26 protein-coding genes are annotated in these 26,330 nt (G+C 40.5%); 11 read left to right on the plus strand and 15 right to left on the minus strand.

Going from position 1 to position 26,330, the window contains the following annotated elements; all coding sequences use genetic code 11:
• Nucleotides 1-595: 595 nt before the first annotated feature.
• Nucleotides 596-736 carry a hypothetical protein gene (locus R9C00_06165; GenBank protein WPO37026.1) on the plus strand — a complete coding sequence of 47 codons (141 nt, stop codon included), beginning with the start codon at nucleotides 596-598 and terminating at the stop codon, nucleotides 734-736.
• A gap of 141 nt (nucleotides 737-877) precedes the next feature.
• Here R9C00_06165 and R9C00_06170 read toward each other — a convergent pair whose 3' ends face one another.
• From R9C00_06170 to R9C00_06200, 7 genes are all read right to left on the minus strand, one after another.
• Nucleotides 878-2,140: a M14 family metallopeptidase gene (locus tag R9C00_06170; GenBank protein WPO37027.1), complete on the minus strand. Its 1,263-nt coding sequence runs from the start codon at nucleotides 2,138-2,140 to the stop codon at nucleotides 878-880.
• A gap of 101 nt (nucleotides 2,141-2,241) precedes the next feature.
• On the minus strand, nucleotides 2,242-2,718 hold the full coding sequence (locus R9C00_06175; protein ID WPO37028.1) for a DUF4440 domain-containing protein: 477 nt from the start codon (nucleotides 2,716-2,718) through the stop codon (nucleotides 2,242-2,244).
• A 119-nt stretch (nucleotides 2,719-2,837) separates the two neighbouring features.
• Nucleotides 2,838-3,281 carry a GNAT family N-acetyltransferase gene (locus tag R9C00_06180; protein WPO37029.1) on the minus strand — a complete coding sequence of 148 codons (444 nt, stop codon included), beginning with the start codon at nucleotides 3,279-3,281 and terminating at the stop codon, nucleotides 2,838-2,840.
• A gap of 178 nt (nucleotides 3,282-3,459) precedes the next feature.
• Nucleotides 3,460-3,684: a PLD nuclease N-terminal domain-containing protein gene (locus tag R9C00_06185; GenBank protein ID WPO37030.1), complete on the minus strand. Its 225-nt coding sequence runs from the start codon at nucleotides 3,682-3,684 to the stop codon at nucleotides 3,460-3,462.
• A gap of 348 nt (nucleotides 3,685-4,032) precedes the next feature.
• The gene (locus R9C00_06190; GenBank protein ID WPO37031.1) at nucleotides 4,033-4,545 is read right to left on the minus strand and encodes a TlpA disulfide reductase family protein; all 513 of its coding nucleotides are present in this window, start codon (nucleotides 4,543-4,545) and stop codon (nucleotides 4,033-4,035) included.
• Nucleotides 4,546-4,670: 125 nt separating this feature from the next.
• Complete coding sequence (locus R9C00_06195; GenBank protein WPO37032.1) at nucleotides 4,671-5,744, minus strand: transposase; 1,074 nt, start codon at nucleotides 5,742-5,744, stop codon at nucleotides 4,671-4,673.
• A gap of 62 nt (nucleotides 5,745-5,806) precedes the next feature.
• A complete protein-coding gene (locus R9C00_06200; GenBank protein WPO37033.1) occupies nucleotides 5,807-6,289 on the minus strand; it encodes a hypothetical protein in 483 nt (160 codons plus the stop codon).
• Nucleotides 6,290-6,677: 388 nt separating this feature from the next.
• Here R9C00_06200 and R9C00_06205 point away from each other — a divergent pair, with 388 nt between their 5' ends.
• The 5 genes from R9C00_06205 (at nucleotide 6,678) to R9C00_06225 (ending at nucleotide 13,569) form a co-directional block, all read left to right on the plus strand.
• Entirely contained in the window at nucleotides 6,678-8,402 is a 1,725-nt protein-coding gene (locus R9C00_06205; protein ID WPO37034.1) for a GMC family oxidoreductase, read from the plus strand.
• A 12-nt stretch (nucleotides 8,403-8,414) separates the two neighbouring features.
• The gene (locus tag R9C00_06210; protein WPO37035.1) at nucleotides 8,415-9,032 is read left to right on the plus strand and encodes a gluconate 2-dehydrogenase subunit 3 family protein; all 618 of its coding nucleotides are present in this window, start codon (nucleotides 8,415-8,417) and stop codon (nucleotides 9,030-9,032) included.
• Between the two features lie 215 nt (nucleotides 9,033-9,247).
• The gene (locus R9C00_06215; protein ID WPO37036.1) at nucleotides 9,248-9,646 is read left to right on the plus strand and encodes a hypothetical protein; all 399 of its coding nucleotides are present in this window, start codon (nucleotides 9,248-9,250) and stop codon (nucleotides 9,644-9,646) included.
• Nucleotides 9,619-11,394: a hypothetical protein gene (locus R9C00_06220; GenBank protein ID WPO37037.1), complete on the plus strand. Its 1,776-nt coding sequence runs from the start codon at nucleotides 9,619-9,621 to the stop codon at nucleotides 11,392-11,394. The genes R9C00_06215 and R9C00_06220 overlap by 28 nt, the downstream gene beginning before the upstream one ends.
• A gap of 660 nt (nucleotides 11,395-12,054) precedes the next feature.
• Complete coding sequence (locus R9C00_06225) at nucleotides 12,055-13,569, plus strand: Gfo/Idh/MocA family oxidoreductase (GenBank protein WPO37038.1); 1,515 nt, start codon at nucleotides 12,055-12,057, stop codon at nucleotides 13,567-13,569.
• Between the two features lie 85 nt (nucleotides 13,570-13,654).
• Here the strand turns inward: R9C00_06225 and R9C00_06230 are convergent, their stop codons facing one another.
• From R9C00_06230 to R9C00_06250, 5 genes are all read right to left on the minus strand, one after another.
• The gene (locus R9C00_06230) at nucleotides 13,655-14,698 is read right to left on the minus strand and encodes a TIM barrel protein (protein ID WPO37039.1); all 1,044 of its coding nucleotides are present in this window, start codon (nucleotides 14,696-14,698) and stop codon (nucleotides 13,655-13,657) included.
• 185 nt (nucleotides 14,699-14,883) lie between these two features.
• Complete coding sequence (locus tag R9C00_06235) at nucleotides 14,884-15,393, minus strand: GNAT family N-acetyltransferase (protein WPO37040.1); 510 nt, start codon at nucleotides 15,391-15,393, stop codon at nucleotides 14,884-14,886.
• A 16-nt stretch (nucleotides 15,394-15,409) separates the two neighbouring features.
• Nucleotides 15,410-16,036 carry a protein-tyrosine-phosphatase gene (locus R9C00_06240; protein ID WPO37041.1) on the minus strand — a complete coding sequence of 209 codons (627 nt, stop codon included), beginning with the start codon at nucleotides 16,034-16,036 and terminating at the stop codon, nucleotides 15,410-15,412.
• Between the two features lie 87 nt (nucleotides 16,037-16,123).
• On the minus strand, nucleotides 16,124-16,990 hold the full coding sequence (locus tag R9C00_06245) for an arsenite methyltransferase (protein ID WPO37042.1): 867 nt from the start codon (nucleotides 16,988-16,990) through the stop codon (nucleotides 16,124-16,126).
• A gap of 269 nt (nucleotides 16,991-17,259) precedes the next feature.
• Complete coding sequence (locus tag R9C00_06250; protein ID WPO37043.1) at nucleotides 17,260-17,586, minus strand: metalloregulator ArsR/SmtB family transcription factor; 327 nt, start codon at nucleotides 17,584-17,586, stop codon at nucleotides 17,260-17,262.
• 363 nt (nucleotides 17,587-17,949) lie between these two features.
• Here R9C00_06250 and R9C00_06255 point away from each other — a divergent pair, with 363 nt between their 5' ends.
• Nucleotides 17,950-18,666: a 16S rRNA (uracil(1498)-N(3))-methyltransferase gene (locus R9C00_06255; GenBank protein ID WPO37044.1), complete on the plus strand. Its 717-nt coding sequence runs from the start codon at nucleotides 17,950-17,952 to the stop codon at nucleotides 18,664-18,666.
• Nucleotides 18,667-18,739: 73 nt separating this feature from the next.
• Here R9C00_06255 and R9C00_06260 read toward each other — a convergent pair whose 3' ends face one another.
• Both R9C00_06260 and R9C00_06265 read right to left on the minus strand, forming a co-directional pair.
• The gene (locus R9C00_06260) at nucleotides 18,740-19,645 is read right to left on the minus strand and encodes a glutamate--tRNA ligase family protein (protein ID WPO37045.1); all 906 of its coding nucleotides are present in this window, start codon (nucleotides 19,643-19,645) and stop codon (nucleotides 18,740-18,742) included.
• A 1-nt stretch (nucleotide 19,646) separates the two neighbouring features.
• The gene (locus tag R9C00_06265; protein WPO37046.1) at nucleotides 19,647-20,042 is read right to left on the minus strand and encodes a carboxypeptidase regulatory-like domain-containing protein; all 396 of its coding nucleotides are present in this window, start codon (nucleotides 20,040-20,042) and stop codon (nucleotides 19,647-19,649) included.
• A gap of 119 nt (nucleotides 20,043-20,161) precedes the next feature.
• Between R9C00_06265 and R9C00_06270 the strand changes: the two genes are divergently transcribed.
• A complete protein-coding gene (locus tag R9C00_06270) occupies nucleotides 20,162-21,337 on the plus strand; it encodes an RsmD family RNA methyltransferase (GenBank protein WPO37047.1) in 1,176 nt (391 codons plus the stop codon).
• A gap of 1 nt (nucleotide 21,338) precedes the next feature.
• Here the strand turns inward: R9C00_06270 and R9C00_06275 are convergent, their stop codons facing one another.
• Nucleotides 21,339-21,977 carry an SGNH/GDSL hydrolase family protein gene (locus R9C00_06275; GenBank protein ID WPO37048.1) on the minus strand — a complete coding sequence of 213 codons (639 nt, stop codon included), beginning with the start codon at nucleotides 21,975-21,977 and terminating at the stop codon, nucleotides 21,339-21,341.
• A gap of 1,008 nt (nucleotides 21,978-22,985) precedes the next feature.
• Here R9C00_06275 and R9C00_06280 point away from each other — a divergent pair.
• The 3 genes from R9C00_06280 to R9C00_06290 all read left to right on the plus strand — a co-directional run bounded on the left by R9C00_06280 (nucleotide 22,986) and on the right by R9C00_06290 (nucleotide 26,230).
• A complete protein-coding gene (locus tag R9C00_06280) occupies nucleotides 22,986-23,474 on the plus strand; it encodes a YfiR family protein (protein ID WPO37049.1) in 489 nt (162 codons plus the stop codon).
• Nucleotides 23,475-23,588: 114 nt separating this feature from the next.
• Entirely contained in the window at nucleotides 23,589-25,238 is a 1,650-nt protein-coding gene (locus tag R9C00_06285; protein ID WPO37050.1) for a GAF domain-containing protein, read from the plus strand.
• A gap of 191 nt (nucleotides 25,239-25,429) precedes the next feature.
• On the plus strand, nucleotides 25,430-26,230 hold the full coding sequence (locus R9C00_06290) for a CPBP family intramembrane glutamic endopeptidase (GenBank protein ID WPO37051.1): 801 nt from the start codon (nucleotides 25,430-25,432) through the stop codon (nucleotides 26,228-26,230).
• Nucleotides 26,231-26,330 lie beyond the last annotated feature (100 nt).

Below are 26,330 nucleotides of genomic sequence, written 5' to 3' on the forward strand. Positions count from 1 at the left end.
AGCCGCTGGTCAACTGGAAGTTGGTTGGAAGGGTGCTGGTAAGTGGTTAACCAATTATACTAGAATAATAATTACGATCCAAGCTTTTTTTAAAAAAAGGATTCATAAATACCATTAATACAAAAAGGAAGGATATGGGGATGACTATTCTGTCTCTCAACTTTAATTTTTTTAACTATATGAAAAACAGTTACATAGATACAGGTTGTGATTACATCTGCTAGTGTTTGGGTGGCTTGTTTATCGTTCGGCTTCCTAGTTGGTCAATACTTATATTTATAGACCTTGTAAATTTTGACCTTATTTTAGCTGCCACTAAACAGATCAATAAAAAAATGTATATAAAATAAATCTTATGCACTTTCCTTTCCATGAGATGTGCTCTTGCTCTTTCATATAGTGGAGCTGAAGAGTATTCAGATGAGTTTTTCTATTTCCCTAAAAGTTGTTCGTTGCTATAATGCTTGGAACTACCATGCTCTTTTAGCCAATCCAATTCGTTAACCCACTTTTTTTTATGTGTAAAATCTGCTTTATTGCCCTCATAAAGAAAGATACTGACCAATTTTATGCATATCCAAAATGAAAAGAAGAAATGTTATGTCACTGGGAAATAGATAAACTAGCTCCATTGATAACAGGAGGGCAAATAGGTTTTGCACCACATATGGATATGGGCAGCTCGTTACCGAGGTTGCATGTTTCGGTGTTGGTGGAAGAATTAGGTGATATTTAACACAACACGTCCATAGTTGAAATACAAGCTAGTAACAACAGTGAATTTTGCTTTTGTAACTCACACTGAACTGTTTTTAAAAGTCGTTTGTGTATGGGACATTTGGTTCCATACACAAACCACGGTTCTTACATTCTTACCTTACTTGTACTCTTCCAACATAATTTTCATCATTTGCTCTGCGGATACTTTTGCCTTTTCCTTTATAAAATCTCGTGGAGTGTTATCGCCTATTTCAAAAACAAGTGCCTCTGCCCCAAATTCTACAAAGAAAAAATTTCTAGAAACCCATGTAGGCTCTAGGCGTTTGGTGGGTTTTACATTAGGTTGGTAACCTGGTATTTCGGTTTCAACTCCTGTGAGCCATTTTGTGGTAAACCCGGTTAAGTTGCTAGAAGCTGTATCGGGCAGGGTATAATATATATCGTCCCATGTAGAATGGAAATCTATGGCAAAGTAAAATTTACCCTTTCCATTTTTGGTTTTCTTGTGCATAAAATCCTTTACTGCCGAGGTTTCGGGCTGGTTAAAATCAGACCAATCTCTATTAAGATCGATGCCACCAATGTTATGCCTCCAATGGCCATTGTCTACGCCGTCGGGGTTCATCAGCGGGACAACGTATATGTCGTATTTCTTCCTGAATTTTTTTGCCAGTTTTGTATCTACCGTCAGGTTCTCGACAAAAGATTTCATGGATAGGTAGCCAGTGACCTCTGGGGGGTGTTGTCTCGAAATCACGAGGATCATTTTTTTGTCTTTGCCACTGCCGATATGCATGCATTTTATCGGTCTTCCCTGTCTACTTTTTCCTATCTCTTCCGCAGAGATAAATGATGCTTTGCTCATCTCATCTATCCAGCCAAATACATGCTTGCTGGTTTGGAGCTCCTGGGCGGCTACCCAAAGTGTATCCGAGCTGGCATCCAAATGTAGCACGGCCGCTTCCGATTGGGAACTACCGCCAAACTTTTCTCCACCTTTTCCTATTTCATGGACTTTGGTGGAATCTAATAAAGACCAGTTAATGCCATCTTTGCTCAGTTTTGGATAATAGCGGTGTTTTCCGTTCTGATAAGTGAGCTTCACCACTACCTCTTCAGGTGCATCGCTCCAAACTTTGAAAGCGTACCACGCACTGGAATTGATTGGGACATTTTCCGCAGAGATAACAGCGATGAGCGTATCGTTTTCCCCTTCTATGATGCCGTTTAATCGACCGCCCTGAAAGTCGTTGGAAAAGTACACGCCCTTTTTCACTTCAACAATCCCTTTCCATTGCGGAATAGTAGGCCTTGAAGTAGTGATGGGAACATTTGAGATAGGGGCTTGCCCTTTGTATTTTGCTTCTTGAGCAAATGCAACAGACGAGATCGTCAAAAAGAAGATAATTAAATATTTCATAGTAGTGGTTGTGGTTGAATGAATGTGAACTTAAAAATAATAATAATTACCTGTAAACGACCTATAAGGTGAAAATCCATCATCAGAGAGAGGCTTTTTACCTAATTCCCTGCCCTAGTGGAGTGCATCATTTTCAGTTTCCATCCATCTTTTGTTTTTATAGCCAATGCGCTTTCCAACCATTGGGCTTTCCCTACTAAGGTATCGGCACGGGTAAATTCAGCATAATTATGATAGGCAATTTGAATGGATTCCCCATATTTATCTATGGAAATATAGTCCATTCTGTTTATTCTCTTAGCCCTATCAGTTCTGGCAAGTTGTTTACGCATATAGGCTTTTATACGGTCGTTGTCCCAGATTTTTCCTTGCTCTAGTATGATAAAATCATCGGTATGGTATTTACTGATTTTAGTAGAATCTACACCGGCCCACAGATCATCAAAAGCCCCTTGGATAAGGTCTTTCGCTATTTGTGTTTCTTCTGTATTTATTGGTTCCTGACTTTTGTTGTTTTCTTGAGCTTGGCAAGCAGCCAATAAAAGTGTGATGAACAGTATGCTTTTTATTGATTTCATTTTTTTCTTGATGTTGTGGAATAGCTGTTTTACTATAATATCCTAAATATAGTAAGGAGAATGGTTTTCAGGGAAGGAAGTTCAGTAAACAGGGTTGTCAAACGGTTGGCGGCAGGTATTTACAGTTGTTTCTTCAGGTAAACCATATCGATAAGTTGTATTCCTTCTTCAACTATTGGATGGTCATAATTGTCGGTGAAAAAATTCTTGATTGAATGGGATTTTTCAAACCCGCAGTTTTCATAAAATGACAATATTGTCGGAGTTTCACCAGTCCCAACAAGCATTGTTTTGTAGTCGTTTTTGTAATAATCTGAGATGAATTTTATTAGAGCCGTCGCATATCCTTTCCCCTGATATTTTTCATAGGTAGCTAAGTTTTTCAATTCGCAGGTTTCTTTGTCTATGGCTAGAACAACACAAACACTTTTCAAGTCATCGTCGTATAGCGTGAACATGTCGCCACTTTCCAAATACCTGTCAATCATATCCTCTTGCTCGTCTGCTAAGAGCAATAAATCGAGATGCTGTTTCTTGTTATTGGTAAGTTTCTCTATTCTCATTTTTTCTGACTTCTAGTTTTCAGCCTCTCTTAAATACCGAAACGTTGGGACGTCGTACCGTTATCCATCACCCTAAATTAGGTTTTCTGGGGCATCAAATAGCCTTTTAGACCTATAAGGTTTTCAAAACCTTATAGGTTTACATTTTGTGCAACACCTTACGGAGTTGTCTTTTCACTTACTTGTTGAAAGTAGGATGAAATTCACGTGTTCTGCTTTTGAAAACTTTGTCCTTCAGTTGGGAATATAGTATTGGACCAATTAGTGGGAAAATGATAATTAGCCAAAACCAAAGGGTAGTTGACCATGGCTCTTTTCTTCTTGATTTTGTGATGTCAATAACTGCCCATAGCCAGAGAGCAATAGCTAAGATGATAAATCCGAGTATGAATAGTGTTTCCATGTTGTGTGATTTATTGTCCAATGATTGTTAAAAGCGATTTTCCAACTTTATCTATTATCTAACACTTTTATAAGTATTTGATGATCAAATGTCAGTGTTGCTGGTGCGAACCTCTGGTTCGCATCCCCCAAAGGGTTTCCTAACTATAGGGAGATTTTTATGAGAACTTCAGCGATGGGGGCGTCGAAAACGACCCCATCGTTCCGCTGTTTGTAATAAATCCCCGTTGTTGTAAATTAAGGTTTATGGCTTATTTATATATAAATATAGCGTAGAAGAATAGGGTTTCCTAGGAAGAAAAGGTTTCTTTTTCCAATAAATAGGGAAGTAGTATTTTCAGCACTATTCCTACAACTTATAGGTGTTTATAAACTCTTCCGAATATCCATGTTGCACTTTTTCGATGATTCCTTTTTCATCAATCAAGATAAATATAGGATAGCCGTATATACCATATTGTTCGCCTACTTCTTTTGCATTAATGAGGGCAGGAAAGGGAATGGGTAAATTTTTCATGTGTTTTTCCATTCGTTCCTTTGAATCTACCGGATTTATATACAGCCATGTGACGTCTTTATTCAATTCAAAATCTTCTTGATTTATATGTTTCATCGTCTCCATACAGTAGCCACAATTGATAATCGAAAAATCCAGCATGACTTTTTTCCCTTTCAGCTCCTCAAGGCTTACGCTATCTCCGTTCATACTTGCCAATTGGAAGGTGGGTGCTACTTCTCCTTCGGCTAGCGTTGGCTTCCTTTTTCTACGCCCGTAAGAAGTTATGTAGTTCTCAGGTTCCTTATAAGCGAGATTCTTGGGTATTGGCGCTAAGTTGTAGTTAGAATAATCCTTAGAGATCAATTGAATAATCGTACCATCCTCATCAAATGATCTTAGTTCAAACCTATCAATTAAAGAAGTCTCTTTATTAATAACTGACCTTTCGCTTATTCAATATTTGCGAAGGTGAAGATTTATATTAAGACCTAGGCAGCTTTAAGTACCTGTAACTGGTCAAAAGCTGCTTTAAGCATCACAAGATGAAACTTTGCTTTTAGGGCAAAGTGGTTCAGTCGTTCTTTAACTTTTAGGCGTTCTAACTGCACGTAGGCAAGCATAGAGGCAAAAATATGGTTACACTGGCCCACCTCCATTTTAGTGGGGGAATTACCGAGCAAGGTGTTTTGTTTGAGTGATTTATGGAACTCCTCTACTTTCCATCGTTTCTGATAGATTGTAGTGAGCTGATCGTAAGTGAGTGAGGTGTCATTGCTAATCAGATAGAGTACTCCTGTTGAGCGGTCTTTGTTCTTAAAGACTTCTCGAACTAGGCTGACAGGGAATTCCAAGCCCTTGACATAGACCTGTAGAGGCTCTTGGGAGTCAAATGACAGTGTAGACACATTGACAAACTTACCCTCTTTCTTGTCCTGTAAATCCAAGGCAACCAAACGGTTACTCTTGAGAGGGCAAACAAATACCTTCTCTAGTTTGGTGTGGATGTATTTCAAGCTTTTTGAGCTAGAGAACCAAGAATCAAACAAGATGTACCTGTATTTGACTTGGTTGAGAAAAGTCAGGCACCTGAGTTGTTCTAATACAACTTCATTCTTGGAGACTTCGCTCTTATACTTGGTTTTTCCATCTTTATCCTTGTAAGCCTGTGACTTGCGCACAACATGGTAAGCTAAAGGGCTATTGACAATTTGCTGCTCATATTCACTGCTGAGCAGAAAGTTAAGTAAATTGATGCCCTTTGTACTTTTACCGGTGGTATGGTCAAAATGGTAATTGATCACCTCGTTTTCAGTGCTGTGAGGCTTTTTGATGATGGTGTCATCAATGGAAATAACACTTTCTTCGTTTTCAATTTTGCGGACAAAAGGTTTGACCTCTTTCCAAAAGGCTTTTTGATCTAAACCTTGCTGTGCGAGACTGTCACTGATGTAATCATGTTTAAGGTTTTCATCTAATAGGGCTGACAAGCCAGTAGAAGTAGCTAAACCTTGGTTAGCTACCAAATAATCGGTGTAAAGTTCAAATGCATCTCGTCTTTCCATAAATACAAAGATAGCCGCCTAATCAGATTTTAATCAATTCAAAATTTTATCCGAGCGAAAGCTCAGTTAATAAGTAAATGATGCTCTATATATACCTTAATTCCCCTTTGCACGCTATCTGTATCAACTAGGAAATAATCTCCGTATACTAACTCATTAATAGTAGTGTCTTTTTTATACTTCCATTTTTGCTGTAATAAAATTACTGGAGACCATTCGGTGTCACTGCCGTTTAAAATTCTTTTCTTAAAAGCTTCTTCATCCTCAAATTGATCTTGGGTATAAATCTCAACGACTTTATCTTCGTGACCGAATACTTTTTCTTCTCTCTTCAAAAAAGTTAAGTCGTAATATTCTTTAGAAATTGATATAAAATCATAGCCAATTAAGCTTTGGTCGTTTTCAGAAAATTCATTTTGCCTATTTACTGTATCCACTATTCCTATCAGGGGGTTAGGCCATATACCAGTTTCGTCATAGCTGATATACTTAGCTTGCGCGAGTTTTTCTTTTGCTTCAGTTAAAAGATCTTTTTTTTTGCCCACAAGCAGTTGTGAGTAGGGCTAGAAGAAATAAGAAGATGGGATTTTTAATCAATTTCATGTTGAAAGAGGGTTGGGTTAATAACAATTTGTGCTATATAAAGGATTTCCTCTTAAATATATTGTAAAAAATATAACTAAACAATTAGTTGTGAAATTTTGTGCTTTGGTAAATAATGGAGAACATTATTTTTTGTATAAACATCAGGTTTGTCCTTTGCTTGGTTGCTCTAGTTTTTCTAGCGTGGAAAAAATAATTGCTCCTTGTTTTTGTAGGGTAGGCTTTTGGTATTTCTAATAGAATTTCTCTTTTCCCTCAGGTATTTCTAATTATTTCCTATTTTTAAAATTAGTACTTACAATAAATGAAGATGAAAACACAAATACACCTATGAACAAAAAATCAGTGGCGGCGAAGCCCGTCAACATCAATTCAAACAAAGCAAATCAGTTTGATGCCATAGTAGTAGGCGCAGGAATGAGCGGAGGCTGGGCAGCCAAAGAATTCACCGAAAAAGGATTTAATACACTTGTGCTAGAGCGGGGGAGAGATGTGGCGCATGGGAATTATCCCACTGCCAACATGGAACCTTGGACTCACAAGCATGGAATGGCTCTAGACCCAAAACTGGTAGAGGAAAACCCCATCGTGAGCAAATGCTACAATTTTAAGACTGAGCACCAAGATTTCTTTGTGAAGGACAAGGAGCAGCCGTATATCCAGGTCAAGCCTTTCGACTGGATAAGGGCTTACCAAGTAGGAGGGAAATCTTTGCTGTGGGCACGGCAGGTGCAGCGCTGGGGCGAACTCGATTTTAAAGCCAATGCCATGGACGGAAATGGCGTAGATTGGCCCATTCGCTACGAAGATCTTGCGCCGTGGTACAGCTATGTGGAGAAGTTTATTGGGGTGAGCGGAACGAGGGACGGGTTGAACCAAATTCCCGACGGAGAATTTCTTCCTCCCTTCGAAATGAACTGCGTGGAAACGTTCATGAAAGAAAAGGTGGAAAATACATTTCCCGGAAGGAATTTCATCATTGGGAGGACGGCAAACATTACCCAGCGGCACAACGAGCGTGGACCGTGCATGCTGCGAAACCGGTGCGGAAGAGGCTGCCCGTATGGCGCTTATTACAGCTCTAATTCTTCTACGATTCCTGCGGCCAAAAAAACGGGTTATATGACCCTGCGTCCTCATTCGGTGGTGCATTCCATTATTTACGATGAGCAAAAACAGAAGGCGATAGGGGTGAGGGTGATAGATGCCAACACCAAGGAGGCGGTAGAGTATTTCAGCAAAGTGATTTTCCTAAATGCCGGAACGCTCAATACCAATGCTATTTTGTTCAATTCTAAGACCAAACGCTTTACCGAAGGGCTGGGCAATGAGCACGATGTGCTTGGCAGGTACCTGATGGACCACGATTACAGGGGACATGTAGTAGGCGTGCATGAAGGTTTCCAAGACAAATATTACAGCGGGCACCGTCCAACGGGTTGCTATGTGCCAAGGTTCAGAAATATCAATGGTGATAAGCAGCATAACTTTGTGAGGGGCTATGCCATGTCGAGTGGAGCATCTAGGGGAGCGGGTAACCAAGATCTGAACGATGCTTCTTTTGGAGAAGGGCTTAAGGAAAAGCTATTGGCTTTTGGGCCATGGGGCTCAGGCTTTGGACCTATGGGCGAGCACTTGCCTTACTACGAAAACCGAGTGACATTGAGCAAAACTCAAAAAGATGATTGGGGCATGCCTTTGCTAGAGCTTGACTGCGAACACAAAGAAAATGAAAATAAGATGCTGGAAGATTCGCTGAATACAGGTGCGGAAATGCTGGAAGTGGCCGGGTTTAAAAATATCCAAAAGATAAAAAGAAAGGATTGGAACGCGGGGCTAAGTATCCACGAAATGGGCGGCGCTGTAATGGGCAAAGACCCTAAAACCTCTATTCTCAATAAGTTCAACCAGCTGCATGATGTAAAAAATGTATTTGTTTCCGATGGGGCGTGCATGTCTTCTTCGGCTTGCCAAAATCCATCATTGACCTATATGGCTATGACGGCACGGGCTTCTAATTATGCGATAGACGAACTCAAAAAAGGAAACCTCTAAACCGAAAAGAATATGAACAGAAGAGATATATTAAAGTCAGTAGGTTTGATAGTAGGAGGGACGATAGTTGGCGGCCAGGCATTTTTGGTGGGCTGTAAACCTGACACCAAAACAGATGGCATCCTCGATACCGACCAGATTGCCTTGCTAGATGACCTAGGGGAGGTCATTCTTCCCAAAACAGCAGGCTCCCCAGGAGCGAAAGAAGCAAAAGTAGGGGCATTTATGAACAACATCGTCACCGATTATTATACCCCAGCCGAGCAGCAAGTGTTTTTGCAAGGAATAGCGGACCTGAAGTTGGTAGAGTTTTCTTCTCTCCCGAAAGAAGAAAAGGTGAGCTATGTAGAAGGGCTGGAAGCTGAAGCGAAAGAAAATCCTGAAACGGTTTATACCGATGAAAAAGGGGAGGCAACCGAAACGGCTAATGCGTACATTATGATGAAGCAATTGACGATCTGGGGCTTTTTGGCTTCGGAGGTGGTGGCTAAAAATGGCTTCAACTATTTGCCAATTCCGGCTAAGTACGACACTTGCGTGGAGGTAACGGCAGGTGTGAAACCGATGTACGGTAACCCTAGCCCAGGGCAGGCTCTTGGTCTGGTAAAGAGGAGTTTGGACTTGAGTTGATTTATTTTGTGAATTTATAAAAGAAAGGAGGCTGTTTCATGATGAACTGCCTCCTTTTTGTTTTGGGAGGAATTGAAATTAATTTACTGATTTTCATTGGTATGGGCAGGTGTTTTCCTTATAAATACATAAGGGTTATTTCATTTCTTGTGTTTCTATTGCTTACTTTTAGTTAAGTAAATATTTCACCTTTTGTGCCCCATTAGCTATCCATTATGAAAATGAAAAACCTGTTTTTTGCCCTTGCTATTTTTTTAGCAATGATCAGTTGCCAGTCAAATAAAACATCCGATGATTCTTTGCAAATACGTCTTTCGGTGGAGCCTGCACTTGCCCAAGAATTGGATTATCCTCTAGGCAAATTAAAATCCCAATTGACCCAACAAGGAGTTGCTCTTGAGCTTACGGATGCACAGAGCAGCGATGCCCAACTCTCACTTTCATTGATCTCACCAAAAGAAAAAGAGCCAAATGATGGGTTTGAGTTGCTTAAAAATGAAGAGGGTTTTTCCCTAAGTTCAGAATGCTCTCGTGGTTTGCTTTACGGTTTATTGGAAATAGCCAATCAGCTAGAAAGCGGAAGTAAATGGAGCGAGCTGGCGGGAAAAAAGTAGATGCCCATTATCCGTTCCGAGCCATCAAGTTCAACTTGCCTTGGTTTTCGTACCGAAGTGGAGAAAACCTTTCCCTCCACATGGAAACCTGCCGCGATATTAAGTACTGGGAAGCTTTTTTGGAGATGATGGTGGAAAACAAGTTCAATACCCTCACGCTTTGGAACATGCACCCCTACATGTTTATGGTGAAGTCTGAGAAATTCCCTAAAGCCTCTCCTTTTACAGATGAGGAAATGGCGGAGTGGCAGCAGTTTTGGAAACAGCTTTTCAAAATGGCAAAAGATCGAGGAATTGATACCTACATAGTGAACTGGAATATTTTTGTTTCGGAAGAATTTTCTAAAGAATATAACACCGCAACGTATTCTGGGAGCGCTAACTTTTTGGGAGAAGGGGAAACCAACCCGATTGTAGAAGAATATACACGGGAAATGGTGACCAAGACCATCAACGAATACGAAGACCTCACGGGGATTGGCTTGACCTTGGGCGAACGCATGGGCGGTATGACCTCCGAAGAACGAAGAGATTGGGTGGATAGGACGATCATAGCTGGAATGAAAGCGGCAGACCGCAAGACCCGGTTGATTTACCGCGCACCGCTCTCAGCAGGGAAGAAAAACCATGGAACGGTAAGTGTGGCTACGGAACAGCTCACCCGCGATGCGGTGGAAAACTTAGGCATGGACGAGAATGTTTGGATCGAGTTCAAGTTCAACTGGTCGCATGCGCATTCTTCGCCAAAGGTTTCTATAGTGCATGGTGGGATGCTCACCGATACCTATTGGGAGCCTGTTTCGGATAAGTACAAAGGGGTGTGGACTATGCGTAACGAGGACTTTTTTGTGATGCGCTGGGCTCAACCCGATTTCATTCGAGATTTTATTGGCTACAATAGCCAAGAATATATCGGTGGTTGCCTCATAGGCTCGGAAACGTACATTCCGGCAAAGGATTATTTTACCAAAGAAGAGTTCAGGAAATGGGATTACGCCTTTGAAAGGCAATGGCTATTTTACAAGGTTTGGGGTAATTTGTTATACGATAGTGCTACCCCCGACAGCTATTTTGCTTCGGCATTAGCCTCAAAGTTTGGTTTGGAAGATGGTACTCAACTATTGGAAGCATGGAAACTTTCTTCTATGAATGCCAACCGCTTTGCCTCCTTTTTTAGAGGTACTTGGGATGCAACTATCTACACCGAAGGCTTCACTACGATCAATGGAAAGTTCATTGATATTAATAAGTTTATTGGGCATCCCGTGCTCGATTCTTCTTATGTGAATATTGCCGATTTTGTAAGGGGGAAATACAACGAAGAAAAGCAAATTGATCCTTGGCAGTTGGCGAATCTTACAGAAGAAGAAAGTAAAAAAGCCTTGGCTATTATAGAAGAATTGCGGAAAAACGGAGTATCGGAGGAATTGGAAATTGAGCTGACCGATATTGAGTTTTGGGCGAATTATGGGCTGTACTTTGCAGCGAAAATAAATGCTGGCGCAGCCTTGGAAGAATGGCGGATAGGAGAAGAAGAGTATGGGCAAAAAGCTGCCGTAGAGTATTTGGAAGGAGCTTTGGAAAACTGGAAGAAAATGGTAGAACTGGCAGAGAAATACAATGTGGGCGTAATACCCTACCAATTTGACCAAGAGTTTTCGTGGAGAAAGCATATTCCAGATGTAGAACATGATATCAAAATAGCCAAAGAGAATATAGTTTCGGATGAAAAGATTGATTTGAGGTAATTGGTTTGTAGGAGTTGGCTTTCAGTTTTCTATATTTAAGTAACTGAATACACTGTAAACATAAGTAGCCGAGTGTTTTTATTAAACTCATTCTACCAATTTTTAAGCATTGCTGATGGTTACTAGTTGCGGGTTGCTAGTTACTGGTTTTGCCAAATGAAGTTTTAAATTTCAACTGGGTAAATATTGAATCACTGAGTGTTTTTTCCTTTTAAGTACCTGCCCATATAAAATCAGCTATTCGGCATGGAACTTTATATGACTGAAAACAATCAGTTTCTTAAGTCCCGAAGGGACGATATATTTATAGTAAGGGCAAAAAAATAAACCAGCCCTGAAGGGGCGACATACTTATTTCGCCCCTTCAGGGCTGTACCCTAAGCTATTTGTGGCTATAAACATGTCGCCTCTTCGAGGCTTTGGACTGAGCAAAATAAGGCTCTGCAAATGTAACCTTACAGACGAGCTACTCTTTTGAAGGACTTTTCATTGTACGTTTTCATTTGTGCACTTACTTAAAAGAAAAACACACTTTTTTAAAACTAGCAACCAGTAACTAGCAACAATCAACTATGGTTATAAATCAATAAAAAGATTTTTAAAAAAGGAATGAATACTTAGTCTACAATGTACTGAACATGAAGTGAAAAGAAACTACTTATGAGAACTGAAAAGATCAACCGCAGAAAATTCTTAGGCTCGGCAGCAGTAACTGCTGCCACATTTACCATCGTCCCAAGCCATGTGCTGGCTGGTTCGGGAAAAGTTGCTCCATCTGATAAGGTGATCGTTGCCCAGATTGGCTGTGGCACAGAAGGCTTGCGAGAAATGCCCGACATTCTTCTAAATGAGCGAACACAACTGGTGGCAGTTTGTGATGTAAACAAATATTCCAACGGTTACCTCGATTGGTCGGCAGATGGCTTGCTAAATGATATTCGGGCAACATTGGGCGATCCTCAATGGGGCTCTCATCTCAAAGGTATTCCTGGAGGGCTGGATGTGGGGAAAGATTTTGTCGAGAAATACTATGCGAAAAACAAGCCTTCGGGCAAGTACAAGGGCTGCAATGCGTATGAAGATTTCCGAGAGCTGCTTGCCAAGGAAAAAGATATTGATGCGGTAAAGATCATGACTCCCGACCATTTGCATGCTACCATAGCACTAGCGGCAATGAAGGAAAAGCTGCATGTGATCACGCACAAGCCAATAGCCAACCGAATGACAGAGGCAAGGCTAGTGATGGACAAGGTAAGGGAAACAGGGCTAAAAACTCACTTATTGGCTTGGAACGAACGCCCCGAATACGAGCTGATGCTCAAGTGGGTGAAAGATGGCGTAATTGGAAACCTCAAAGAAGTGCATAACTGGTCGTTCAGGCCTGTGTGGCCAAAGTGGACGACTGTTCCGACGGATACACCGCCCATTCCAGATGGCTTTAACTGGAACCTTTGGCTAGGTCCTTCGCAAGATAGGCCTTACCATCCAAACCTTACCCACAATGTGTTTAGGGGCTGGTACGAGTTTGGGGGAGGCAGCATGGCCGATATGGGGCATTATAGCCTTTTTCCATTCTTTCAGATTTTTGGTATCAAAACGCCGCCTATCAGCGCGAAGGCTTATGGAAATACGACCAGTACCTCCACCAATAATGTTTGCCATAGGGTCAACAATGTAGATGCGTATCCGGCGGCATGTATGTTCAGGCTTCAGTTTCCCAAGCAAGAGACGCTGCCTGCTTTTGACCTTTACTGGTACGATGGTGGCATGAAACCTTTTGAGCCTGAGGAGTTGCTGGAAGACGGCCGGGAAATAGCTCCCGAAGGTATTATGCTAGTAGGCGACAAAGGCAAGATTTTGGGCGGCTTCAGGGGAGAAAATCCAGAGATTATCCCTTTGAAGAAAAAGGAGGCGTACCAAGAGCAACGAGAGCTAGGGGAGGTAGTGAGGGAAAGACGTTCGGATACGTGGTCGAGGGCAATATTGGAGGGAAAGGAATCGCCGGGAAGCTTTTTGGAAGCGGAGTGCATCACGGAGACCATCAACCTAGCAACGGTGGCTTTACGCACGGGCAAGAAAGTAGATTACGATTCGAAAAATCTCAAAATAACCAATGTAGAAGAAGCCAATAAATTCTTGACACGGGAATACAGACCGGGTTGGGAGTTGAAATAAGCTACTTAAACATGAGGATTTAATGAAACAGGCTTCTGTTAGGAAGCCTGTTTTTTTGTGAACTATGATCAATCGTTTTTTCCTTCTAAGCCAAGCTTTCTCTACAAAACTCTAAGCATTTCCCTACCTCTTTCACCGCATCGGATCCTTCGGGAATTTGGTATTCTAGCTCGATAGTGCCGGGGAACTTATATTTCTGCTCGCTCATAACTTTCAGCAATTGAGGAATAGGCGTATCTCCTGTTCCCCAAACCAAGTTCTTTTTCCCATTAGCCTTGTTTTGCCTGTCTTTCATGTGCATGCTGTAGATATTGGAATGGTTCTTTTTTATGAATTCGATAGGGTCATACCCGGCTGCCACATAATGTCCCGAATCGAGGTTAATGGCGTTGTATTTCGATTGGGAAAGTGCTGTGTTCCAAAAAGTAGGGTTTTGCTGTTCATGGCCGTGGTAGGCAACTCTTATTTTATGCTTTTTAGCCATAGTCCCCAATTTCAGCGTATGGGCATCATCGCTGGGATGTTCGAGCGTAACATGGCTTGCGCCCAAAGCCTTTGCAGCTCTCATTCCGAAATCTATTTCGGCATCTGTATTATTTTTACCAAAAGCACGTGGTTTGAACCCATAGATACTCACCCCGGCATCTTTGTACATTTTTTTGAACTGCTCAAATTTATCCATAGAAGCCGTTGCACGCCACTTAGCTGCTGCTTTGTTGTGAGCACTTATTTGTTTTTTCATTTCGGCAAACTCTTTTTTTTCATCTTCGGTTAAACCTCCTGCGCTCTTCTGCTTGCCTCTCAATCTATAATAGGTTTCTCTATCTATCGTGCTTTGGGGCATTCCAGCGAAGCTTTCGGCAGGTTCACCCATTAATTCTACTGCGCTGATACCGCTATCTGTAATGTATTTCAGGGTAGCCTCCGCACTTTGGTCAGGCATGCTTCTGAACGAGTACGTGATCACACCAATTTGAACTCCTTTGATGACAGAGTTGGGCTTGTTGTAGTTTTTGATGATGGCGGGTGCGCCCAAAATAGGCTTTGGGAAAAGGAGGAGTCCTGCTGCAATAGCAGAAGAGGCTTCGATGAATTTTCTTCGAGATACTGGAGTCTTTTTCGTTTTCATATTTAGTAATAGTTATTTGTGAATGTGTTTTCTGATTCTTATTGAATGCAAAAATTTCAGTAATTTAGGAGTAGGAAGGGAATTTACCAATTTCTTTTTGGAAGTACCTGTTTTGTTTGGTGGTACAGTGGTTTGGTAAAGCAAAACATCCCGATCGCTTCAAGCGATCGGGATGTTGATTTTTTTTAATCTTCTTCCAAAAACTTAGGAGCTTTGCTCCTTCTTTCCATAATTAAAGTATCTCTCCATTTACCTTTGTGCTTGGCTATTTTTTCCCTTACGCCCACTTTTCGGAAACCTGCTTTTTCGTGGAGGCGTTGGCTGGCAAGGTTTTCTGGGAACATGCTTGCTTGCAGCGTCCAGATGCCCGCATCTTCAGCTGTTATGAAAATGGCATCAAATAGTTTATACCCTAAGCCCATGCCTCTGAATTTTTCTCCAATATAAATACTGACCTCTGCCACACCTTGGTACACGCAGCGGCTAGAGACGGGGGAAAGGGCTATCCATCCGGCTATTTTATTTTCTACAATGGCTACCAAGCGGCACTCTTGCAGGTGCGATTTGTCCCAACTTTCCCAGCCTGGGCTGCCCGAGTCAAGCGTGGCATTTCCAGTAGCGATTCCTTCGAGGTAAATCTTTTCTACCGCTTCCCAGTCTTCTTCTGTTAGAGGTTTGATGTTGATTGTTGCCATTGAATAATCTTTTAAATTAGACTCGTTTTTTAACTTCTCCAAACGCATACAACAACTCGCTGGCAATTTGGTCGGAACGCTCGCTATACTTTCTTGTTTCCAGTTTTGTGCCGTCAAAAAGCTTGGGGTCTTCGTAGGTCAGCTTGATGCGCTTTTCCGCTCCAGGGATAAATGGGCAATTTTCGTCGGCATGGTTACAGGTCATGAGTGCGGCGAAATTTTCCTTTGGGTTTGCCTCGTCATCATAGACTTTAGAGAAGGTAGTGAAGGTGTTTTCGGGCTCGCCAAAATCTACTTCATACACAGGGTTTTCGCCTTCTTCCACTACCATGATAGAAAAACCTGCTCGACGCAAAGCCTCCACAGCGTTGACGTTGAAAGCAGTAGCTTCTGTTCCGCCAGAGTAGGTCGTTACCTTGGGTATTTGGTAATACGCCGCTGCAGTTTGTGCCCAAACCTGTGAAAGGTGGCTTCGACGGGAATTGTGCGTGCAGATGAAATTCAAGCGAACTTCTTCTCCGTTTTTCACTTTTCCAACCACATATTCCATGAGTTCTTCGAGGGTGGCTTTGCGCTCGTCGGTCAATTGAGCTTGGAGGGCAATCGCTTTGTTTACCGTTTCTTCAAGTAAGGCAAAAATCATGATTTTGGGTTTAGTTGAGGTGTCATCAAAAACTACCCTTTCTCAAAAGTAAAGTTTGAGAAAGGGCTACAAAGGAAACGATAAGTCTTAAGAACAACAAGTAGGTCCGCAGCAAGCTTCCTCAGTTGATTCGTTTTTTTGCTCAGTGCTTTGTTCTGTGTTGCCTCCGGGTTTTTGGGCGTATACCGTGATACTAAAAATCCCCGCATCTTCTTTCATAAATTCTTCTACTTCTTTTTCCGAGAGGTATTTTTCCAAGGTTTCTTTGGGTAAGTTGATCTTACGTTCTTTCTGGATTTGTACCGCTTCGAAGCCCGTGCTGTTGATGATACCCATGTATTCTTCTATGGGCAAGGCACCCGATACGCAGCCCGCATACATCGATGCCTCTTTGCGCAAGCCCGCTGGTAATTCTGCTTTGGTCACAATATCGGAGATGCTGAAATGCCCGCCGGGCTTCAAAATACGGAAGGTTTCGGCTACGGCTTTTACCTTGTCGGGTACGAGATTTAGCACGCAGTTGCTCACTACCACATCCGCTTCGCCTTCGGCAATGGGCAAGTTTTCTATTTCCCCCAACCTGAACTCAACGTTGTTGAAATTAAGCTTTGCAGCGTTTATCCTCGCTTTGTCAATCATTTCGGGGGTCATATCCACACCAATTACTTTTCCCTTTTCTCCCACTACCTGTCTTGCCACAAAGCAATCGTTTCCTGCGCCCGAACCTAGGTCAACCACGGTGTCGCCTTCTTTTATCTGGGCAAATTCGGTGGGCAAACCGCAACCCAAGCCGAGGTCGGCATCGGCATTGTAACCTTCTAGGTTGGAATAGTCCTCGTTGAAGTTGGCATATTCTCCTGTTGGACTTCCGCAGCAGCTTTTTGGTTGTTCTTTTACTGCAAGTTTGGCGTATTTTTCTCTAACTACTTTTTTGATTTCATTGGGTGTCTCCATTGTCTTATTTGTTTATTGTAATATAACGATGAATAAAAATACTGTAAACTAACTAGACGAGTGTTTTTAATTATACTCTTCTCTTGAATTTTTAGATATTTCTGATGGTTGCGGGTTTAAAAAAAATCTTTGGTTTTTTAATCACATAAATATCTGATTAAAAGTATGTTTAAAAATTAAAATATAGTGCCCTCTCATTTCCTTGCCTTTTAGTTTGTTCATTCGTTTTATTGCTGAGGAAATAGAAGGACTAACCCCTACCTTCTATATTATCCGCAGCATTCTTTCTGGAAAGAAGCGAGCATTCCGCCGAGCAGCTGCTTGGCTTCTTCCCAGTTTTCCTCGTTTACGCAGTAGCAAACTTTGGGGGGATCGATGTCCCCTTTGATGATGCCGATGCGCTTGAGTTCTTTGAGGTGCTGGGAAACGGTGGACTGGGAAAGGGGCAGTACATCTACCAAGTCGCCACAGATGCATGACTTATTGGCAACGATGTAGTTTAAGATAGCTACACGAGCCGGATGGGCAAAAGCTTTGGCATATTCCGCAATCTTATTTTCCTTCTCCCCGAATACTTCTGTTTTGGTAATTCCCATGGTTAGTAATCTTTTGTAAATTATATATTGCAATATTACGATTAATATCAATTCAGTGCAAGTAAAGTGATAAATTATTTTTGGTAGAGGCTTGTGGTTATGTGGTCAATGTGTTGATATACAGGTGTTAAAAAAAGATGTGGAACGGTGAGAAAGTCAGGAAATGAGTAGGCAGAGGGGCAAGGTTAAGTCTGGAATGAGGGTAAAGAGGGAGTGGTGAGAGGTTTTCTTTTGGCTCGTTTTATAGCAAGTCCACTGCTCGAACCGATAGGTTCTTTCTTTCTGTTTGCTGAATGAACCTGTTTTTTTACCGCCTCTTCTATTTCCTTCCTATTTTCACCCTTTCAAAAAGAAGCGGAACACATGAATATTATTTTATTTGAGCAAGAAGAGCTGGGGCAGTTTTTACCCCTACGAGATGAACGGGCGAGGCATATTATGAAGGTGCTTGGCTTTGGGGTAGGAGATAGTTTTGATATGGGCTTGGTGAACGGGGCTAGGGGAAAGGGCAGGTTGGTGGAAATTTCGGAAGAGGGGATGAAGATTGACTTTGCCTTGGGTGAAGAAATTCCTAAACTACATCCCATTACGCTGCTTATGGCGTATGTGCGACCAGTAAATGCACAGCGAATACTCCGAGATGTAACAACGCTAGGCGTGGAGCGGATCATGCTTTTCCAAGGAGAAAAATCGGAGAAATCGTATGCTTCGGCGAAAGCCTATTCGGCTGAAAATCTCAAAAATTATTTGAGAGAAGGGGCGGAACAAGCTTTTTGTACCCAAATTCCAGTTCTTAACCAGTACAAAAACTTGAGGGAATGTCTAGATGCTTTACCTGAGGGCACACCGCTTTTTGCCTTGGATAATTACGAGGCGAGTATCAGGTTGTCGAAGGTTGCGCCTAAAGAAAGCTCGGCTGCGTTGGCAATTGGTCCAGAACGGGGCTGGTCGGCTAAGGAGCGGGATTTGTTCAGGGAAAAGGGCTATGCGCTAGCCAGCTTAGGGGAGCGGGTGCTTCGAACGGAGACGGCTTGTGTCGCTGCTGTTTCGGTGTATTTGGGGAAGCTGAGAGTGGTTTAACTATTAAAATGAGGAGTGTTAGTTGGGTATGAGGTAAAGTTTCCGATCCATATTTTTATATCAGGTTCGTTTTCTATTTCCCAAGAAACGCATTGATTTCAAAATTATCAAGCATTGAATTCAAGTTTTCGCAGTGAGTTGGTAAGAGCCCGAGTTCTTTGCCCATTTGACTTAGTAGGTTTTTCTTTGAAATCTCATTTTCCCTCAAATATTTGATAGAAATAGCTCCTTCCGATTTGGAAAGTTTTTGCCCCGAAGCGTCGAGCAGGAGGGAGTGGTGTAAAAATTGGGTGTGCAAGAAGTGCGATAGGTCGAGCTTTTTAGCCAAAAAATGCTGAGCAGAGGTTGATGAAACTAAGTCTTCACCCCTTACTATAAAGTTGATATTGTAATACAAGTCATCTGCCAAGGAGGCGATTTGGTAGGAGGGGAGCCCATCTTTTTTCTTCACCACAAAATCCTTCATTTGCTGCGTTAGAGGGAAGGTCGGTTGTGGACTTTTTAGATCAGGGACAGAATAGTTTTCTTCTTTTAGGGTGATAATTCGCCAAGCGTGGTTGGGCGTATTAAAGGGTTTGGCTAGCGATCGACAAGTTCCAGGGTATTGCCCGTTTGTGCTCGCTTTTTTAATTTGAGAACGAGAGCAGTCGCAGGAAAACAACATACTTTTGGATTTGAGCTGTTCCAAAAGTATGTTGTAGTTTTCCAAACGAAGATGTTGGGAGAAGTTTTGTTGGAAATCTGAAACATCAGATGGACCTTCATCTGGCTCAATCCCTAACCAGTCGAGGGTTTGGAAAATATCTTCAAGGTACTCGGGGCGTGTCCGAGCTGCATCTATATCATCAATTCTGAGTAGGATTTTTCCTCCCTTTTTTTTGGCTATTAGCCATGTTAAAAGGAAAGAAAATGCATTCCCTTGGTGTAAATAACCACTGGGAGTAGGGGCTATTCTCGTCCGTAAGATTTGGGCTTTCAACTTAATAAGCAGCTTTGTAGTTGATGGTGATTTTCATTTCAGTAAATGTTCCCTCTGTTACTTCAATGGGGTTTATTTCTCCTTTTCCGTTGGAAATACTGGCAAAAAAGCCACCTTCTTCTTTGGTGAAAACCGAATAAGTGCCGACTGGTAGCCCTACTTTAAATGAGCCGTCTTCACTCGTTTTTACCACTTTTACAGGCTTGGATGGGATGCTTGGGTAAAGGCTGTTTTGGAGGCTGGGCAAGTCCGTCATTTTTATCACTTCAAAAATATGGATTTCCCTTTTTATACCTTTTTCTGGATTAGCTGAAGAGGGCTTGTCGGGACCTGGCATCATGTTGCCTTGCACCCAAGAGACGGAGCCGATTATTCCTTGGTTTTGTTGGGTGTTCATATCTTTGGTAGCTTTACACCCTACAGAAGCCAGTAGGAATATCGAAAAAAGTATTCTTTTTATAGAAGTGGTCATATTAGATTCATTTTTGTTGAAAAAGTATAGCACTACCCCAACATATGCAACTTACTCAAGAAATAAAAAAGTTTATTTTAGAACATCAGGATGAAGATCCTTTGAAGCTTTTGCTTAAGAAAGAGGCTTATCCTGATATTCCCATGCAGTTTGCCGTAGAGCAAATTTTAGGTAGAAAAAAAGCAAAAACTAAGTTGCCGACTTGGGTAGAAAATGAGGGGATTATCTATCCCGCAAAGCTTTCAATGGAACAATGTTCTTCTGAACAAACGGCTAAGTACAAAGCGGATTTGGTAGTGGGGAAATCACTTTTGGACATGACTGGAGGCTTCGGGGTTGATACTGCTTTTTTTGCAGAGAAGTTTGAAAAGGTAGTGTATGTAGAAAGAAACGAGGCTCTTTTTGAAGTTGCAAAGCAAAATTTCAACACGTTGGGACTTGCGCATGTTGGAGGGGTTTGTGGCAATGCAGTGGATTATTTACAGCAAAATAAAGAGCAATTTGATGTGATTTACCTTGATCCTGCTCGGCGAGATGAGCATGCCCAAAAGGTTTTCCAACTAGAAGATTGCGAGCCAAATTTGTTGGAAATAAAGAGCCTTTTGCTTTCTAAGTCTAAAGAAGTTTTGGTGAAGCTCAGCCCAATGCTTGATATAAAAAAAGCCGTTCAAGCACTCTTCCCTTCGGAAATTCATGTGTTGGCGGTAGATAATGAATGCAAGGAAGTACTTTGCAAGCTGGATCAAACCAAGGTTGTAAACCCAAAACTGGTTGCGGTAAACCTGAAAAAGAATGGGAAAATGGATCTTTTTGAAGGTTATTTAGATGATGAACGAGCTTATTCACCCGTATTTTCTGAGCCGCTACAGTATATTTATGAACCTAACGTAGCTCTTTTGAAAGCAGGTTTCTTTAATAGTGTGGCTAAAAAGTACCAATTAAACAAACTTCATCCGCACACACATATTTATGCATCAGAGCAATTGATAAATGAGTTTCCAGGTAGGATTTTTGTGTTTGAAAAGAGTATTGGGTTAAACAAAAAGGTGCTTTCTAGAGAAATATCTGGCAAAAAAGCCAACATTACCGTAAGGAATTATCCCATGAGTGTGCAGCAAATTAGGCAAAAAACGGGATTGGGCGAAGGCGGTGATGTTTATTTGTTTGCAGTCACCACCTTGGGTAATGAAAAGTTGATATTGAAATGCCGAAAAATATAAACTACTTCTCTAACAGGTTTTTTACATCTTTCCAGAAAATATTTACCCAGCCAGTGTACATCTTTCCCGAAGGGTGCAGCCCATCTGAAGCAAGCAGGGCCTCATCGTTTTTGGCAGTTCTAGAATAGGGTGTAATATTATAAAAAGCCACTTGGTACTTTTCACAAATCTCACTTGCCTTTTCATTGTAATTATCTAATTCTAGGGCAATTTTCTGGCTATCTCTGGCAGAGGCAAAAGGTGTTACCCCATAATCGGGAATAGAAACTACAAATACTCTTTCAGGTCGGTTCTGGGTAAAGGAAATAGACTGTATCAATAACTCTTCAAATTCCTTTTCGTACTGCTCAAAAGGATAGCCTCTGTACTGGTTATTCACCCCAATTAGGAGGGAAACCAAGTCATAATCATTTGTGATCTTTTCAGCATTAATGGCTTTTTGCAGCTCATCAGTCGTCCATCCAGTGGTAGCTATTATTTTAGGAGGTTCTACTTTCAGCCCTTCCTCTTCTAGCTTTTTACTAAGTTGTACAGGCCACCTTTCGTTCGTAGCCACACTTTCCCCAATTGTATAAGAATCGCCTAAGGCTAAATACTTTATAGTAGATGAAGTTGAATCGGTAGAGGGTGTTGTGGTCATGTCTTGTTCTGTAGGTTTTGGAGTTTTAGTACTGTCTTCACTTTGGGGGTTAGGCGATGACGTTGAAAAACAACTTGTAATGACTAAAAATACGAATAAGTAGTAGGTTTTGAATAACATCATGAACTTCATAGATGAGGGTTGGAATTATATTATTTTGTTGTCTAGCAAAACTTGAACATACATAAGTAAGCATTTTTACCTCATTACTATAAGCAAAAAATAAGGCAGATGTTTTGGTAGTAGCTGGAAATGAAGTGGGTTAATAAAAGCAAGTATTTAAGATATTGATTAAACTAAAAAGGAGCTTTTGGTTTTTACTTTAAGAGGAAAAATATCCTGATAGGTAGAAATCGCAGACTTAATAAGTGTTTATAAAAATTTAGATTTTGAGCATTTATTACATAGCCTGTCAAATCGCTTTTCTCGAGTTTTTTATTTTACCCGTTTCTTGGTATTTTTAGTATAAGTCATTGTTTATCAATGTTTTGAGATAGGAGTATAGCTACTTGTGGATAGTGTGAATATTTTGTTTGAATTAAAATTTGAAGTAACCTGATAATCTATGGAAAAGTTAACTAATCTTAATTAGTCATCCGAATATATCAAGTTTACTTGCAAAGTATGAATAGTGTGTATACAGGGAATAAAGCAGTGTTAATTAATATTTGGAATATTGATTTATTTTGTGATAAATATTTTGCAATGTCATAATAGGCAATAGAATATTTGTAACTGTTTAAGTGTGTTTGTAATAAAGATTGAGTGTTGGGGAATTAGTTCAGTGTTCTTAACATACGTTTGCATATGAAGATTTTGTCATAAAAGTGGATAAATCCTAGTTCAACTTACATGTAATCATTGTGCATCAAAATAAGATAGGATACTTATATAAATGGCCTAGCGTAGATAAGTACAAGCTATCAAATATAAGCACTTTACTAAATTCTATACTAAAACTAAGACACGATGAATTATTCTCGTAAGATTTTCTTAACCCTTATTCTTATGGCTATTAGCTGGAGTATCCTTCCAGCACAGACATCAAACCGATATGAAATAAGGAAAATGTTCATGTACCATTTCTTTAAGTACATTGAGTGGCCTGATGATAATAGTGCTAGTGGTGAGTTTGTTATTGCTGTTGCAGGCGATGATCAAATGGCACAGGTATTATCTAAGAACTTTAACAGTTTCAAAAGACACGGAAAAAAGAAATACGTTGTAAGAAGCTATGATAGCTTCGAGCAAGTAAAAGATTGCCATGTACTCTTCTTAGGAAGAAGTCAAAGCAAGTATTTTGAAGATGTAAAAGGTCAGTTTGAAGGTAAGTCGACCTTACTTATTACAGATAGAAATGGACTTGGAGACAAAGGCAGTTGTATCAACTTTAAAGAGCAAGGGAATAAGCTCCAGTTTGAACTAAATGTCTCTTCTTTAGACAAAGCAAAACTGAAGGTTGCAGGGCAATTAAGACAAGTTGCAATTTTGATTTAAAAAAGGGCGATACTCAAGTAATTTGTGGGGTACATCAGCGTTTCTAAACTGATAACCCCATTTTTTTTGAGGTATAGAGACGCAAACTATAAACATTTACTTGGCTCATAAACAATGAATAAATTCAGATTAACGATTAAGACGAGGATCATTGCAGGTTTCTTATTGCTGATTGTGATTTTTGGATGCAATGCTCTTATCAGTTTTACTACACTAGAAAATAGCCAGGCTATTATCAGGAGTAATTCTGAGGATATCAATCCTAGTGTTACCGCACTGCACGATTTTTCGGAATTGTTGCTGAAGTCAAAAATGTATTCGACAAACTGGGTATATCTGCAAGCGAATACGGATGATAAGAAAGATTTGAAAGATCTTCACAAAAACTTATATCCTACTTTGAAAATTAGGTTGAATAACCTTAAAAAAAACTGGGATAACCCAGAGCATATAAGTGAGCTTGATTCAATTTTTACAAGTTTTGAGGAGATGCTTGCCAGCGAGAAAGAGATCATGGCCTTACTGGTTTCTTTTGACGATTACCAAAATCCTTTGGCAAAATTCACGGCAGAAGACCTAATTGAAAAAACGATTCTTATTCAAACAGCAACTATCTCTGAAAGGTTATCTAAGCTGGTGGTTGCTAAGCAGGCTGAAGCCGCTGCTGCCGATAAAAGTCTACTAGTCTCTTTTGGTGAGTTGAGAATTATAAATACTGTGTCAGGTATATTGACAGTGATTTTTGGATTGGTAGGGGCATTATTTGTTGCTAATTCAATCACTACACCTATCAATAAACTGAAAGAAGTCATTATAAAGCTAGGTCATGGTGTACTTCCAGATAGCCAATCTTCTAAGTTTAAGAATGATGAAATAGGTGAGATGGAAAAAGCTGTAGATAAGCTTGTGAAAGGATTGATTTCTACTTCAGAGTTTGCCGAAACAATAGGTAAAGGCGAGTACGATAATTCTTATCAGCCACTGAGTGAAGAAGATATTTTGGGTAATGCTCTCATTTTGATGAGAGATAACTTGAAGAAGGTGTCTGAAGAAGATAAGAAGAGAAACTGGATTGCTACAGGAGTTGCACGTTTCTCTGATATTTTAAGGAGCGAACATGAGAATATAGAAGTAGTAACGAATAATATTCTTCAAGAGCTTATCATGTATGTGGAGGCGAACCAAGGTGGTATTTTCATTGTAAATGATGATAATAGAAGTGATGTTCACCTAGAAATGGTAGCCTGCTACGCTTACGATAGGCGCAAATTCTTAGAGAAAAGAGTAGATGTAGGAGAAGGTTTGGTAGGTCAGTCTTACCAAGAAAATGATAAAATATTTTTAACTGATGTTCCTGAAGAGTATGTAAGTATATCTTCTGGATTAGGTGAAGCTAACCCAACAAGTATCTTGATTATTCCTTTGTCAATCAATGAAGAAACTGTGGGTGTACTAGAGCTTGCTTCTTTCAAAGTATTTGAAGACCATGAGGTTGAATTTATAGAGAAAATAGCTGAAAATACTGCTTCTAGTATCGCTTCTGTAAAAATAAACCATAGGACTAAAAAGTTACTAGAAGAGTCTCAGTTGAGTGCCGAACAGTTAAGGTCTCAAGAAGAAGAAATGAGGCAAAATACAGAAGAACTTCAAGCTACTCAAGAGGAGTACGAAAGACGAATAAATGAGCTGGAAAGGCAACTTGAGCTCAAAAAGTCTGAAGAAGGAGCCAATTATGAAAGTAATATTGGTAACTCACTCGAGTAACAAGAAATTGATATATTGATACATGAAGCCAAAATAGTAGAGCTGCTCTGAAAAGAGCAGCTTTTTTTGTTCTAAATTATAGTAAAGAGGAAGATGTAAAAACTAAGGACCGCCACCTTTCATTTTTTGTGTAAATTCGCAACTTCATTCAACCATAGCTACTAATGTTGATAGCTCAGAATTTATACTAAATGGCTTTAGACAATAAGATTTTTAAAAACGAAGACCCTCGAAAACTCTGGTACTTTTTAGGGGCGTCTATACTCATCAGTTGGGTAACTCTTTTAATCCCTAAAATAAGCTTTGCTTATGTAATTACTCCCTTTCTTGTAGCGCTGTTTTTGGCTACCTTCAATACTACTGAAGGGATAAAGAAAGATTTTAGGGATAGAATAGTTGATATAAAACGTATTAATAGAGGATGGTTGCTTTTGGTTTTGCTTTTTCATCCCACAGTAGTTTTTTTAACTTATGGTTTATCAGCTGGGTTTGGACTAGCCCCTATAGATTGGGAGTGCATCAAGTTGAGTGTTTCCCAAAATTTGCTCATGTACCTAGTTTTCATGATTTTCCCATCTATTTTCGAGCAAGCTGCTTGGAGAGGGTTTGCCCTAGACAGGATGCAGCTTAAGTGGACAGCTTTGCAGGCAAGTTTGCTTACGGCACTTTTCCATATTGTTTGGTGCTTACCATTGTTTTTCGAGGGAAATGTGATGGCTAGCATTGGGCTATTTACCCCACGTTTCTTTGCTTGGGTAATACAGATGCTTGCACTATCAGTGGTTTACACCGTGATTTACAACAACAATCAGCGGAGTATTTTGATTACTATTTTGTTTCATGTTTTATTTAATATTACTAATGTAGCGCTTTGCTATAAGCTTGCTGAAGCAAGTGTAAGCACTGAAGTGATAAGGACGGGTATCTATGTACTAACAGCTGCAGGGTTTGTGGTATACTTCGGTGCCAAACACCTCCTAAAAGAGAAATAAAAATAGGATTCAGGTATTTAAGCTAAAATTTGAATTTCTTATTCAAATGGAGTTTTTGTTGAAAGGCTACTAATAAAACATGGAGGGTTTTACAAAAATG

It is taken from the genome of Flammeovirgaceae bacterium SG7u.111, from assembly GCA_034044135.1.
GTDB lineage: Bacteria > Bacteroidota > Bacteroidia > Cytophagales > Flammeovirgaceae.